Annotated in this window: 14 protein-coding genes and 1 pseudogene; 1 reads left to right on the forward strand and 14 read right to left on the reverse strand. The window is 45.9% G+C overall.

Going from position 1 to position 12,957, the window contains the following annotated elements; all coding sequences use genetic code 11:
• The first annotated feature begins 58 nt into the window (after positions 1 to 58).
• Positions 59 to 1,834: an FTR1 family iron permease gene (locus tag ACFBZI_RS03845; protein WP_375715118.1), complete on the forward strand. Its 1,776-nt coding sequence runs from the start codon at positions 59 to 61 to the stop codon at positions 1,832 to 1,834.
• 15 nt (positions 1,835 to 1,849) lie between these two features.
• On the opposite strand, the gene ACFBZI_RS03850 is transcribed toward ACFBZI_RS03845, so the two are convergent.
• From ACFBZI_RS03850 to ACFBZI_RS03915, 14 genes and pseudogenes are all read right to left on the reverse strand, one after another.
• Positions 1,850 to 3,184: a deoxyguanosinetriphosphate triphosphohydrolase gene (locus tag ACFBZI_RS03850; protein WP_375715119.1), complete on the reverse strand. Its 1,335-nt coding sequence runs from the start codon at positions 3,182 to 3,184 to the stop codon at positions 1,850 to 1,852.
• A 67-nt stretch (positions 3,185 to 3,251) separates the two neighbouring features.
• Positions 3,252 to 3,857: a class I SAM-dependent methyltransferase gene (locus ACFBZI_RS03855; protein ID WP_375715120.1), complete on the reverse strand. Its 606-nt coding sequence runs from the start codon at positions 3,855 to 3,857 to the stop codon at positions 3,252 to 3,254.
• A 51-nt stretch (positions 3,858 to 3,908) separates the two neighbouring features.
• Entirely contained in the window at positions 3,909 to 4,712 is an 804-nt protein-coding gene (locus ACFBZI_RS03860; protein WP_375715121.1) for a glycosyltransferase family 2 protein, read from the reverse strand.
• Between the two features lie 297 nt (positions 4,713 to 5,009).
• Positions 5,010 to 6,176 (reverse strand): 2-methylaconitate cis-trans isomerase PrpF, encoded by a 1,167-nt coding sequence (gene prpF, locus ACFBZI_RS03865; protein WP_375715122.1) that lies wholly within the window; start codon positions 6,174 to 6,176, stop codon positions 5,010 to 5,012.
• A gap of 3 nt (positions 6,177 to 6,179) precedes the next feature.
• Positions 6,180 to 6,398, reverse strand: a complete 219-nt coding sequence (locus tag ACFBZI_RS03870) for a hypothetical protein (RefSeq protein WP_375715123.1) — start codon at positions 6,396 to 6,398, stop codon at positions 6,180 to 6,182.
• The gene (locus tag ACFBZI_RS03875) at positions 6,395 to 6,868 is read right to left on the reverse strand and encodes a DUF3990 domain-containing protein (protein ID WP_375715124.1); all 474 of its coding nucleotides are present in this window, start codon (positions 6,866 to 6,868) and stop codon (positions 6,395 to 6,397) included. The genes ACFBZI_RS03870 and ACFBZI_RS03875 overlap by 4 nt, the downstream gene beginning before the upstream one ends.
• Positions 6,865 to 7,107, reverse strand: a complete 243-nt coding sequence (locus ACFBZI_RS03880) for a DUF3791 domain-containing protein (protein ID WP_375715125.1) — start codon at positions 7,105 to 7,107, stop codon at positions 6,865 to 6,867. Before ACFBZI_RS03880 ends, ACFBZI_RS03875 begins: the two co-directional genes overlap by 4 nt.
• 165 nt (positions 7,108 to 7,272) lie before the next feature.
• On the reverse strand, positions 7,273 to 7,410 hold the full coding sequence (locus tag ACFBZI_RS03885; protein ID WP_375715126.1) for a hypothetical protein: 138 nt from the start codon (positions 7,408 to 7,410) through the stop codon (positions 7,273 to 7,275).
• Positions 7,398 to 7,493 (reverse strand): annotated as a pseudogene (locus ACFBZI_RS03890) (PrpF domain-containing protein); the annotation flags it as partial. The pseudogene ACFBZI_RS03890 and the gene ACFBZI_RS03885, both read right to left, overlap by 13 nt.
• 28 nt (positions 7,494 to 7,521) lie before the next feature.
• Positions 7,522 to 7,947, reverse strand: coding sequence for a DUF1810 domain-containing protein (locus tag ACFBZI_RS03895; protein WP_375715127.1), 426 nt, complete (start codon positions 7,945 to 7,947; stop codon positions 7,522 to 7,524).
• Positions 7,948 to 8,038: 91 nt separating this feature from the next.
• Entirely contained in the window at positions 8,039 to 10,621 is a 2,583-nt protein-coding gene (gene acnD / locus ACFBZI_RS03900) for a Fe/S-dependent 2-methylisocitrate dehydratase AcnD (RefSeq protein ID WP_375715128.1), read from the reverse strand.
• Positions 10,622 to 10,703: 82 nt separating this feature from the next.
• Positions 10,704 to 11,405, reverse strand: coding sequence for a hypothetical protein (locus ACFBZI_RS03905; RefSeq protein WP_375715129.1), 702 nt, complete (start codon positions 11,403 to 11,405; stop codon positions 10,704 to 10,706).
• A 152-nt stretch (positions 11,406 to 11,557) separates the two neighbouring features.
• Entirely contained in the window at positions 11,558 to 12,019 is a 462-nt protein-coding gene (locus tag ACFBZI_RS03910) for a DMT family transporter (protein ID WP_375715130.1), read from the reverse strand.
• A gap of 25 nt (positions 12,020 to 12,044) precedes the next feature.
• Positions 12,045 to 12,917: a DMT family transporter gene (locus ACFBZI_RS03915; protein WP_375715131.1), complete on the reverse strand. Its 873-nt coding sequence runs from the start codon at positions 12,915 to 12,917 to the stop codon at positions 12,045 to 12,047.
• Positions 12,918 to 12,957: the final 40 nt, after the last annotated feature.

The following is a 12,957-nucleotide window of genomic DNA, read 5'->3' on the forward strand; positions in this document are numbered from 1 at the left end:
TATAAAAAAATTGGTATTAAAATTGATATAAAAAAGTTGTGAAATTTTGGAGAAAATTTTGGGAAAAACCATGTTTCGGCATTTTTCTGCCGTGGTGATGGCATTGGTGCTGGGCGTGGCACCAAGCATGGCAACCATCGCCCAAGCCAACACGCCAGCCGACCAAGTTCAAGCTGATGCCAAGGCGGATAAGTCGTTCAATTTTAGCCCTGTGTTTGTGATGCTGTCTGATGCGATGACTGCCCAAAAAGCAGGCGATATGGCTTTGGTTCAGACGCATCTGACAGCCATCGGTGAGCAGCTGGCTGCCGTGCCTGCCGATGCTGACCAAAAATCAGCACTGCAAGACACGCTAAACGCTGCCATGCAGTCGCCCACACCAGAGACGATGGCGACATTTTCAAGTCAATTATACGAGCTACAAAAATCGCTCAACCCTGTGGATTATACCGCCGAGCGTCAAGCCTTTGCCAAAAAAATCAATCCTGCCTTTGATGAGCTGGCAGGCGTGCTACAAGCCATGAATGCCGATGATGCCGACAGCGTGGCAGCTGCCAAAATGGCGTATGATAAATTTAACCGCACATGGGTGGCCAATGAGCGAGTGGTGCGAAATACCAGCAAAGGGCATTATGGCAAAATCGAAGTGGCGATGGCACTGATGCGAGCTGCTATCGAGACGACGCCTGCCAACCGTGAGCAGCTGCTGGCACAGACAGCCATTTTAAAGCAGCAATTGGACAGCTATAACCAAGGCGACACCGAACAAAGTCAAAGTACAAATCCAGCGGGTTTGTCAGATGGTATTGCTTTATTGCAAGATGGCTTGGCGGCGTTTAAAGCACAAGATACAGCGACAGGTTCGGCAAAGCTGGGTGAATTTATCAGCCTATGGACGAGCATCGAAGGTGAAGTCAGTACTCGCAATCCGTCGCTATACACACGCATCGAATCGCAAATCCCTGTCATCATGGCACAAGGGCAAAACCCCAAGCATCAGCAGGATTTGGCTGATTTGATTGAACAATTACAAGCCATCAATCCGCAAGCTGGCTACACGGCAGTCGATGCCATGCTGATATTGCTGCGTGAAGGACTAGAAGCATTGCTCATCGTGGTGGCACTGATTTCGGCATTGGTTGCCGCCAAGCAGACACGAGCCAAAATCTGGGTCTATGCTGGCGTGGTGGCAGGACTTTTTGCCAGTATCTTAGGGGCGGTTGCCTTACAGATGCTATTTCCTGCGGTCACTTCAGGGGCTAGCCGTGAGATGATCGAAGGCGTGGTCGGCATCGTGGCGGTAGTGATGATGGTTGGCGTCGGTGCGTGGCTGCACAGCAAATCTTCGGTCAAATCGTGGAATCAATTTATCAAGCGGCAGATGAATCAGGCGCTTGGCACAGGCAGTTTTGTGGGTTTGTTTGCCTTAAGTTTTTTGTCGGTGTTTCGTGAAGGGGCGGAGACCATTTTATTTTATGCAGGCATTTTGCCCAGTATCAGCACCGCAGATTTTTTGACAGGCATTGGCTTGGCGTTGGCGATTTTGGCATTGATAGCGGTTATTTTATTAAAAACTTCGGTCAAATTGCCCATTCCTAAGCTGTTTTTGGGTTTGACGCTGCTGATTTATGGCTTGGGGTTTAAGATTTTGGGCGTAAGTGTCGCTGCTTTGCAATTAACCAATCACCTACCACGCACGGTGCTGGACTTGCCAAGTGTGGCATGGGCAGGGTTTTATCCGACCGTACAAGGCGTGGCGGCACAGCTGATTTTTGTGCTGGCGATTGTTATTGTGTGGTGGTGTGTTAAGCGTCAAGAAAACGCCAAATTATAAATTAAATCTAACAAATCACAGCATGCTAACGCCTGAGATGTCGTGTGCCAAGCGTGCGGCGGTGTTGTCGGTTAGGCCACAGATAAAATCCAGCACCGCCATATAATCATCGTACAGCGTGCTTTTGGCGGTTTTATCCAGTCCAATCAAATCCAGTGCCAAGGCGTGCTTGGTACTGGCTTTGCCCTGATGATGGGCAAAAACCGCAGGAATCAACAAATCTAAAATCGAACCCAAGCAGCCAAAAGCCGCAATCTCGGTGGCAAGTTTGCTGCGATGACGAAAAATCTCATTGGCGGCAAGATTTTTGGCATTTTTTAGTGTGGTTTTGATGGCATCATCGCTGACAGCGAGCAAATCTGGCTGGTTAAACCGCCCCATCAACAAATCATCATGATGCTGCATAAAGGCATCGCTGATGCTTTTGGTTGCCTGTCCGATTGCCGTGCCACGCATCGCCCCACAACGCTGCTCAGGATTTTTGATGTTGTTAAGTTTATCAATGCCGTCAATATTTTTAAGAATATCATAAAAATCATCAATGCCGATTAAGCCCAGTTCGACAGCATCTTCTAAGTCAAGCAGTGCATAGCAAATGTCATCAGCCGCTTCCATCAGATAAGATAAGGGGTGTCTTGCCCAGCAATCTGGGGCAATGCTTGGTAGCTGCAGCTCATTGGCGATTTGGCGAACTGCAGGCAGCTCGCTTTGGTAGATGTTAAATTTTTTGCCATCATGGGGGTGAGTGCTAAGCCAAGGGTATTTTATCAACGCACCGATACTGGCGGCGGTCAGACGCATGCCGCCTTGGTTTTGGTACATTTCTAGGCGTAGCACGGTACGCAAGCTGTGGGCGTTGCCTTCGTAGGTGCAGATGTCGCTTCGCTCATCATCGCTTAGAGCGTCAAGATAGCAGGCGTGCCTTGGGTCGCCAAACCATTCTTGCAGTGCCGATTCGCCAGTATGACCAAAGGGCGGATTGCCCAAATCGTGTGCCAGACATGCCACCTGCACCACCGTGCCGATATTGCTTGGGCTATAACCTGTTGGCAACAACTCGGCAGCTTGTAAGGCGACACCGACAGCGTTACCGATACTGCGGCCGACACTTGCCACTTCGACACTGTGAGTTAGGCGGTTGTGTGTATGGTCGGAGACGGCCAAGGGGTGAACTTGGGTTTTGCGTCCCAATTTGCGAAAAGCACGACTAAACACCACACGATCATAATCCACATGAAAGCTGCTTCTGATGTTATCCAAGTCGTGCGTGGACTTTGGGCGATTGGGCTTGTCATCGCCAAACCGCTGGGTGGATAGCCGTGCTTGCCATTGCTTGGTGTGGTTTGTCATGCGTTTTGCCTTGTGTGTGTCAAATTGCCATGAATTTGGCAATTTATTGCCATTTGCCAATTTATAATTAATCTTTAATTGCCATGGTGACGGTGTAGGTTTTGCCTTGTTTGATTTTGTCGGCATTACCAAAAACTTCGGTAAATGAACGCTTCATAAAATCACGCAAGCCGTTGATGGTAACGACATAAAATCTGCCGCCAGATGTCATCGCATTGTATGCATCTAGTAAGTACAGATAATGCTGCTCTTTGCTGGCTTTGGCAGGCAGGTTGCTCATCACTAGGCTAAATTTGTCCGCTTTATCGACATGATAAAAGCCGTTTGAGAGCATGACTTTGGCATTGGTTAAGCCGTTATTTTGGCAGTTGAGCTTGGCGTATTCGACAGCGACAAAGTCCTTATCAATCAGCAAATGCTGACCGTCTGGGCATTCTCTGGCGGCGGTCATGCCCAGCACGCCATAGCCGCAGCCTAAATCGATGGAGCAATCGTCTTTTTGAAAATTGATATAATCCAGCAGCATCAAACTGCCATCGTCCAATTTTTCAGGCGAAAAAATCCCCCAAGTGCTGCGAAAATGAAACGGCTTGTCCAGCACCTGCTGCTCAAAGCTGATGTCATGACGCCATTGTTGGGATTTGGTGAGAAGTTCGGAGTTGATTTGGTGCATGGTGTACTCATTTGTCGGTGTATTTGGGCAGATTGTAGCACATTTTGGGCATTAGGCATATTCAACAATCAGCGGCGTGCGTCCGATGGCAGTTGCACTCACCACAGGGCGGACGCTTGCCAGTTGTGCTTTGATACGCTCGCTGACTGCTTGGGCGTAGGCGGTGTGCGTGGCGGTGATACGCTCATCATGCTGATTAAACAAATAAGCGTCCAACAGCCGCTCGGCGTGCATGCCATCACGGCAGTGGTGCAGTATGCCAGCGTGCTGGTCGCCAAACAGCGTGCCGACTGCCGTCATTTGTGCCAAAGCGATGCCCAATGCCCCATCTTCGCCGCCCAATTCACGAAATAACTCATCTTGGGGAAAACCGCCGCACGCCAAAAAGATGCTTTTGCGAAATATCGTATTGCCGCCGACCGTCATTTGTAAAATGTCCCACGCTTGGGTAAGATTTGGGTGGGTGGCGTAGCGTTCGGCAAGATTGACAGGGCGAAGTTTTAGCCGCACCAGACTCAGCTGCGGCATCATCTCAAAAATACTCGGCAAAATGTCCAAAGCGTGCGGCTCATACGCATCATCAGCGTCCAAAAACGCCAGCAAATCGGCATCGCTTGCCATCGCCCCAAAGTTTCTGGCGGCGGCGACACCACTATTATTTGCCAAAAATAAGGCGGTAATTTTGTCAGGATAGGCATCAGCAAGCTGCCTGATAATCGCAGGCGTGGCATCGCTTGAGCCATCATCAACTAGAATAATGCGGCGGCAGGCGGTTTGCTCAAGTGTGCTAAGTATCGCACGCTCAAGCGTGGCAGCGGCATGATAGCAGGGGATAATCACATCTAAAGTTGGCATGGTTTACGGTTTTGGTGAATGTTTGGCAAATAAGCCATTATAACGACAATGGAAAAAATTACCAAATCATCAGCACTATCAAATTGGCAAATGGCAAATGGCAAATTTTAATTTTTCATGCAAATTTAATGCTGAAAATCGTCCAATCGGTAAATTGCCAATATCATTAAAATTACCAAAATCGCTAAATTTTAAAATAAAAATCGCTAATATCAGCCAATTTACCAAACCATTTGCCAAAATGTTTCATGTGAAACAACACATCGCTATCAATCATCGCAAATTGGTCAAAATCGCCTAAAAACTGTCTGCTGGTACAAATACTTGCCCTGCCATCAGCCGTCTTGCCGAGCGGCTCATGGATACCTTGCGGGCGAGCCATTTGCCGTCCACGCATTCTGACTGACCGCCCACCGTGAGCGTGCCAGATGGGTGTCCAAAACACACTTCGGTGAGTGCCTGACCGCCTGCCATATCATTAACCAATGTACCGACTATCGTCGCTGCCGTGCCGATGGCAACCGATGCCGTTCCCATCATGGCGTGATGCAGCTGCCCCATGCTCATCGCTCGCACGAGTAGGTGAATGTCGCTGGCGTGGACGGTCTTGCCGCTGGACGACACATAGTCGGCAGGTGGGGCGACCCAAGCGATTTTGGGCGTGTGCTGGCGTGTTTTGGCTTCATCAATATCTGTTATCAAGCCCATTTGCAATGCACCATAAGCTCGGATCTTTTCAAGTTTTGCTAAAATATCAGCATTGGCATTGATGTCTTTTTGGGATTCTGTGCCAGTCAAACCCAAATCAGCCGCTCTTAAAAATATCGTAGGAATACCAGCGTTAATCAATGTGACGGCAAATTCACCGACTTCAGGCACGACCAAAGTATCCACCAAATTGCCCGTGGGGAACATTTCGCCATCATCGTCCACAGGATTGATAAATTCCACCTTAATTTCGCTGGCAGGAAAGGTGACACCATCAAGCTCAAAATCGCCCGTTTCTTGGACTTGTCCGTCTTTGATGGGCACATGGGCAATGATGGTTTTGCCGATGTTTTGTTGCCAAATTCGCACGGTGCAGATGCCATTTTGGGGGATTTTATCAGCATCTATCAAGCCATTAAAAATCGCAAAACTGCCCACCGCTGCCGTCAAGTTACCGCAGTTGCCTGACCAGTCAATCACAGGCTTATCGATGGCGACTTGCCCAAACAGATAATCAACATCGTGGTCGGCTTGCTTGGACTTTGATAAAATCACCACCTTTGATGTGCTTGATGAGCCACCGCCCATGCCGTCAATCTGCTTGCCATAAGGGTCAGGGCTGCCCACCACTCGCAGTAAAAACGCATCTCGTGCCGCTCCTACCACTTGGCAACGCTCAGGCAAGTCAGATAATTTAAAAAATGTGCCTTTGGAAGTGCCACCACGCATATAGGTGGCTGTGATTGGGGTTTGCATGGGTTAGTCCTTGTTTTGAGTGTTAAAACTTTCCAGTAGTTCATCAACCAAATAACCGTCTGATAAGCAGTGGCTATCACCAACACCTTCACGCATCAGTAGATAGGTGTTTGAGAGCATAAAAAAATCCAATGCATCCGCCAAAGAAATATTGGCTTTTTTGGCAAATTCGCTGATGATGCGAGCGTATTTGCGTTGTAACAAAATTGGGTTGGCGTTCATAATCTTTCACTGCCTTTAAAAATCAAATGCTTATCAATCACGGATTGATTTAAAAAGCAAATTTGCAAATTATTTTCTTCATAAATCAGGCGACCTAAGGCAGTTTTTTTATCAATTAAATCTTCTAAATATAATTCAATGGTATTAAATACTCGATCATTTGCCACGCCACCAATGATGACATCAAATTTTTCAACCGCATTGCCTGTACGATTGGCAACAATAAAATCAAACCACTGTTCATTATAAGAATAAAACTCTTTAATGTTAATGATTTTAAAGACATTTTCGTCAAATTCATAAATATTTAATACCGCATTCTTGCCAATTCGACCAAATCTTTTTGCCCAGTTTATGGCTTGCTGCTTGATGGGTGTGGTATAAAATCCTTGTCCAAAATCCAATTTTTCACGAGAAAAGGCGGTGTTTGGTGCATGAATTTCTTGATAAGAACCGTGATACAAAATCATAGCAAATCTCGCTGTTTCATCACATCAATAATATCATCAACCAAATACTCCTTGCCTAGGGTGTGTAAGGTTTCATAATTGTCAATGATATAATCTTGCAACAATCCGCTAATTTTTAATTTTTGATAAACAATATCAGGTGATTGATTGAGTTTTTTGGCAACAAAATCAATGCAAAACAAGGCAAATTCCAGCTGTTTTGGCGACAGTTCGGTTTGGTTGTTTGTGGATTGTTTCATAATTTTTCTTAAAAATTTAGCAATATGATGATTACGATTACGATGATATTGTCAAGTTTTGACAAATCGGGCACGATGCCAAAACTTGGCAGATCAAGACGATTTTATCACAAAACCGCCTTGGTTGAATCAGTCATGATGACGCTTAGTCGCCTTTTGCTTTATTTAATCGTCTTTTAAAAACTCCCTAGCAAATTGCTGCAACACGCCGCCAGCTTGGTAGGTTTTGACATCGCTGTCGCTATCTAGGCGGCACAACACAGGCACGATTTCGGTATTGCCGTTTAATATGCCACTTGGCAACGCTCAGGCAAGTCAGATAATTTAAAAAATGTGCCTTTGGAAGTGCCGCCACGCATATAGGTGGCTGTGATTGGGGTTTGCATGGGTTAGTCCTTTTGTTATACCAAACATTTACGCATTATCTTGCACCAGTTGCACCGTTTTATCATCAAGTTTTCCAGCAAAAAACTGTCGCAATAACTGGTCAAATATCGGCTGATTGTCCTGCACAAGCGAAAATAAAGTCAGGCTTGAATGCAATTTTAACGCATCAATTTCGCCAAAAATCTCAACCGCCGTTTTATCGTCAAAATGCAAAAGTAGCGTGCAGCACTCAATCAATCGCAATCCCAAAATGGGGTGATTGAGATAAGCATGGGCTTCACTCAAATCATTTATGGCGTATTTGACAGACATCGCACTTTGTCCAAGTCCTTGAATTTGTGGGAAAATATACCACATCCAATGGCTTTTCTTTTTGCCGTTTTGTAGCTCACGCCACGCCTGCGGATAGACGAGTGCTTGAGCGGTTTCAAAGCGAGACAAATCACTACTCATAGTTTAAAAATCCTAACAAGTGGATTGGCAAAAAGGCATCAGCCTGATTGCCAATTTTTATGGTTTAAATTGCCAAACCAAAAAGAGCGATTTAGGCAGTTTTTAAAAACTCCCTAGCAAATTGCTGCAACACGCCGCCAGCTTGGTAGGTTTTGACATCGCTATCGCTATCTAGGCGGCATAATACAGGCACGATTTCGGTATTGCCATTTTGGCGTTCGATGATAAGCTCAAGCTCACAGCGAGCCGAAATTTCGCCCTTGACCGAATAAATCTCCGTGCCATCAAGCCCAAGCGTGTGGCGATTGACACCGTCTTTAAATTGCAGCGGCAGTACGCCCATACCGACCAGATTGGTGCGGTGAATGCGTTCAAAGCCTTCGGCGACAATCACTTGCACACCAGCCAGTCGCACGCCCTTAGCCGCCCAATCTCGTGATGAACCTTGACCATAGTCTGCTCCAGCGATGATGATCAGCGGTTGATTTCTATCCATATAGGTTTCGATCGCTTCCCACATTCGCATCACTGTGCCGTCAGGTTCGACACGAGCCAGTGAGCCTTGGCGTACCGTACCATCGGCATTACGCACCATTTCGTTAAACAGCTTAGGATTTGCCAAAGTTGCTCGTTGGGCGGTCAAATGGTCGCCACGGTGGGTGGCATAGCTGTTAAAGTCGGCTTCTGGCACGCCCATTTTGGTCAGATATTCCCCTGCCGCTGAATCTTTGATGATGGCATTGGACGGTGAGAGATGGTCGGTGGTGATATTATCTGGTAAAATCGCCAAAGGACGCATCTGGCTTAGGGTGCGTGGTGCTGCCAATGCCCCTTCCCAGTAGGGCGGACGGCGAATGTAGGTGGACTGCTCTCGCCAGTCGTACAGTGGGCTTTTGGCTTTTTGTGATTTGTCCAGATTAAACATTGGGATATACACTTGTAAAAATTGCTCTGGCTTGACCGATTTTTTTACCAAATCATCAATCTCATCATCAGATGGCCAGATGTCTTTTAGATAAATCGGCTTGCCATCATGATAGCCTAGGGCATCATTTTCAATATCAAAGCGTATCGTCCCTGCGATGGCATAGGCGACAACGAGCGGCGGACTTGCCAAAAACGCTTGCTTGGCATAAGGGTGAATGCGTCCGTCAAAATTGCGGTTGCCCGACAGCACAGCAGTGGTGTACAAATCACGGTCAATAATTTGCTGCTGGATAGCAGGGTCTAATGCACCGCTCATGCCGTTACAAGTGGTGCAGGCATATGCCACGATGCCAAATCCCAATTTTTCCAAATCCGCCAACACGCCAGCTTGCTCTAGGTATAATGCCGCTGCCTTTGAGCCGGGGGCAAATGATGATTTGACCCATGGTTTACGAGTCAAGCCCAGCTGATTGGCTTTTTTTGCAAGCAGTCCTGCCGCCACGGTGTTGCGTGGGTTGGAAGTGTTGGTGCAACTGGTGATGGCAGCGATGATAATTGCCCCATCTGGCATCAAGCCATCATCACGCTGCTCTACTGCCCCTGCGATGCCTTTTTGTTTTAATTCGCTGGTGGCTACTTTGGCGTGTGGGTTGGACGGGCCTGCGATATTGCGAGTGACGGCGGACAAATCAAAACTCAACACTCGTGGATATTTGGCATCTGCCATCTCATCTGCCCACAGCCCCACGGTTTTGGCATATATCTCCACCAGTTTGACTTGACTGGATTCACGCCCTGTCAAGGTCAGATAATCCAGCGTGTTTTGGTCAATGTAGAACATGGCAGCGGTTGCACCATATTCAGGCGTCATGTTTGAGATGGTCGCACGGTCGCCGACTGATAAGCCGCTAACACCTTCACCAAAAAATTCCAAATACGCCCCAACCACTCGCTCACAGCGTAAAAACTCGGTCAAAGCCAGCACAATGTCCGTTGCGGTGATGCCTTCGCCACGCTTGCCAGTCAGATGCACACCGACAATCTCAGGCGTTCGCATCATCGATGGCTGCCCCAGCATGATGCATTCGGCTTCCAGACCGCCCACGCCCACCGACAGCACGCCCAGTGCATCGGTATGTGGCGTGTGGCTGTCTGTACCCACGCAAGTATCGACAAATGCCACGCCATCTTTGACTTGCACCACAGGTGACATTTTTTCTAGGTTAATCTGGTGCATGATGCCGTTACCTGCTGGGATAACATCGACATTGACAAAGGCGGTTTTTGTCCAGTTGATAAAATCAAAACGGTCATCATTGCGGCGGTCTTCGATGGCACGGTTTTTGGCAAAGGCATCAGGGTCATCGCCACCATGCTCCACCGCCAGCGAATGATCAACAATCAGCTGCGTCTGCACCACAGGATTGACTTTGGACGGATCGCCGCCTTGTTCGCTGATGGCATCACGAAGTCCTGCCAAATCCACCAATGCCGTCTGTCCCAAAATATCGTGGCACACCACACGGGCAGGATACCAAGGAAAATCCAATTCTTGTTTATTATCAATCAGCTGAGATAAATATTCACCCAGCTGCCCATCGTCCACACGGCGAACCAGCTGCTCGGCAAGCACTTTGGCGGTGTAGGGCAATGCATCATAAGCATTTGGCTTGACATCGTTGATGGCTTGACGCACATCATAATAATCAAGGTTGGTATTTGGTAGGGGTTTGCGGTAGTTTTTCATCGCTGTGTCCTTTTGGCTGTGAAAATTACGAGAAGAATATGAATGCAAAAATCTATTTGCAATATCTTAATTAAAACGGCATTTATTCTTGGTTGCCTTGATTATTTTTAATGTCAAACCCTGTTGTACAATCATAAGCCACCCCTGTTGCAGCAACTTGTGATTTATCAACCACAGGAGTTCCACCATAAGCAATAGCCATTGGCTTAACAGAGTAACCAACAAAAATAATATTTAAATCCAAATGGGGATTTTTCCAAGCTTTTTGTAATTGGTTGATTTTTGATTGCATCTTATCGGTATTTTGAGCATTAATTTCAATATCTATTTGTCCAGTTTTTTCATTGTAACTGACCATTTGCACGCCAGTTAGGTATTGCTGTGCCAAATTTTGGGCTTTTTGCAACTGTCCTTTTGCAACATTGATTGTGGTCTTTGCTCCATAAATAAATTCAACTGGAACATTGATATTAGGCAATGTCTTATCCAGAGCGATTTCCTTTTTCTCGTTTCGCCCACTTCCTTTTAATTTAACAACAATTGTATAAGTTGGCGTATTTTCAATATAAATGCCAGCCAAACGCCCCTTATACTGATTTTCTATCAGGCTAATAATGTCATCTCTGTGCAATTCAATATTCAAAGCCTTTTTTGCTTCGTCAATACCAACGCCGTGCAAGATGGCGTACTCTTGAGCATCTCTATCAAAAGCTTCATTGGCAAAGGTCGCAGTAGAAGGTATCAATATTGCACACAGTAGGGCTTTTGAGATCATGGTTTTCATTTAAGCATACCCCTTAAATTAAGTTATTAAAATCTAAATAAAGTTAGATTTAATCTAACAGATTAAGAATAAAAAATGTGACTTTTTTGTAAAATAAAGGCATGTCTCTCAACTATCCATCGCCACAAACGCTAAATTGCATGATAATTTAGCTAATTTTGCCGATTCTCCGCCCAAATCATCACCAATCCACCGATGACAATCAGACCCAAGCCCAGCAATTTGACTGGCTCAATTTTTCTTACTTCCAAGCCCAAAAATCCATAATGGGCAAGGACAGTAGCAAATAACATTTGTCCCAAAAACACCCACAGCAGCGTATTGGCAGAGCCGATTTTTGGGGCGGCGATAAACATAAATAAAATATAAAAACTGCCCAAAAATCCTGTCAGATAGTGCCACCATTGGGCATTTTGGGCTTGTGGCGGTCTGATGCCACCACTGATCAAAAAAGACATCAGCAGCGACGCCACCGCACCACCCAAATACAGATAAAAAGTTGCTTGGATTTGGCTGGCTCCACTACTTTGGCGAAAGGCATGAACCATCGCCAACTGCAAGGGAATAATCAGTCCGCCCAAGACGCTTAGTAGCACAAATGGTAGCAGTTTCATCATCTCTCCTTAGATGGCAAATCCATCATGCCTTGACCTTTTGGCATAAGGCGACACCAAATAACGCAATGGCAAAACCCAAAATCTGTAATAGCGACAACCGCTCGTCAAACAATAAATTGGCTTGTATTGCCGCCAAAGGTGGGCATAGCAGCATGAGCGATGTCGTCTTGACTGCATTGTGATTTTTGGTCAGATACATCAGCAGGTACACGCCCACGCCCGATAGCACAAAAACCGCCCAAAATAACGAAAACAAAAAATCAAAATTGACATAAAAAGTGCTTTCTTTTAAAACAGTTGCCAATATCACCGACATCAACGCACCAGATAGATTTTGAATAACCAGTGATGTGATTAATTCTGAACTTTTTATGTAGTATTTTTGAAATAATAATCCCACTGTAATACAAACAATGGACAACACTGAGATTAAAAATACTAAAAAATCGTAACTTTGGTTGGGTGATTGATGAGATGATGGCAAAGCCAAATACACGCCAAACAAGCCAACAATAATGCCCCAAATATAATCAATTTTAAAACGCTCACCAAACAAAACACTGCCAAAAACCAAAGTTATCAAGGGCTGCAGTCCGCCCAACAGTGCCATGATGCCAGCAGGCATGCCGTGATTGATTGCCCAATAACTGCCACCCAAATAAATGCCATTGCACAAAAATCCGACAACCATATGCTTGGGGATTTCTGAAAATTTGGGGTATTGCTTTTTTAATAATAAAGCAATGCTAAAAAACAAAACCGCAGTACCAAAAAATCTGATTGCTAAAAATATATTGGGCGAAACGCTACCAACAATCATACGACCGACAATAAAGCCAGACGACCAAATCAAGACAAACACCACAAATAACACAATCAATTTTTTATCAGACATCATCAGTACCAATCATTAAAACGCCATAAATAAACCTTGG

The organism is Moraxella marmotae, from assembly GCF_042219885.1.
Classification (GTDB): Bacteria; Pseudomonadota; Gammaproteobacteria; order Pseudomonadales; family Moraxellaceae; genus Moraxella; species Moraxella marmotae.

Coding starts and splice junctions, on each gene's coding strand:
- ACFBZI_RS03905 (WP_375715129.1), bottom strand. CDS start 11,405: ATGAAAACCATGATCTCAAAAGCCCTACTGTGTGCAATATTGATACCT.
- ACFBZI_RS03915 (WP_375715131.1), bottom strand. CDS start 12,917: ATGTCTGATAAAAAATTGATTGTGTTATTTGTGGTGTTTGTCTTGATT.
- ACFBZI_RS03860 (WP_375715121.1), bottom strand. CDS start 4,712: ATGCCAACTTTAGATGTGATTATCCCCTGCTATCATGCCGCTGCCACG.
- ACFBZI_RS03870 (WP_375715123.1), bottom strand. CDS start 6,398: ATGAACGCCAACCCAATTTTGTTACAACGCAAATACGCTCGCATCATC.
- ACFBZI_RS03855 (WP_375715120.1), bottom strand. CDS start 3,857: ATGCACCAAATCAACTCCGAACTTCTCACCAAATCCCAACAATGGCGT.
- prpF (WP_375715122.1), bottom strand. CDS start 6,176: ATGCAAACCCCAATCACAGCCACCTATATGCGTGGTGGCACTTCCAAA.
- acnD (WP_375715128.1), bottom strand. CDS start 10,621: ATGAAAAACTACCGCAAACCCCTACCAAATACCAACCTTGATTATTAT.
- ACFBZI_RS03910 (WP_375715130.1), bottom strand. CDS start 12,019: ATGAAACTGCTACCATTTGTGCTACTAAGCGTCTTGGGCGGACTGATT.
- ACFBZI_RS03850 (WP_375715119.1), bottom strand. CDS start 3,184: ATGACAAACCACACCAAGCAATGGCAAGCACGGCTATCCACCCAGCGG.
- ACFBZI_RS03880 (WP_375715125.1), bottom strand. CDS start 7,107: ATGAAACAATCCACAAACAACCAAACCGAACTGTCGCCAAAACAGCTG.
- ACFBZI_RS03875 (WP_375715124.1), bottom strand. CDS start 6,868: ATGATTTTGTATCACGGTTCTTATCAAGAAATTCATGCACCAAACACC.
- ACFBZI_RS03895 (WP_375715127.1), bottom strand. CDS start 7,947: ATGAGTAGTGATTTGTCTCGCTTTGAAACCGCTCAAGCACTCGTCTAT.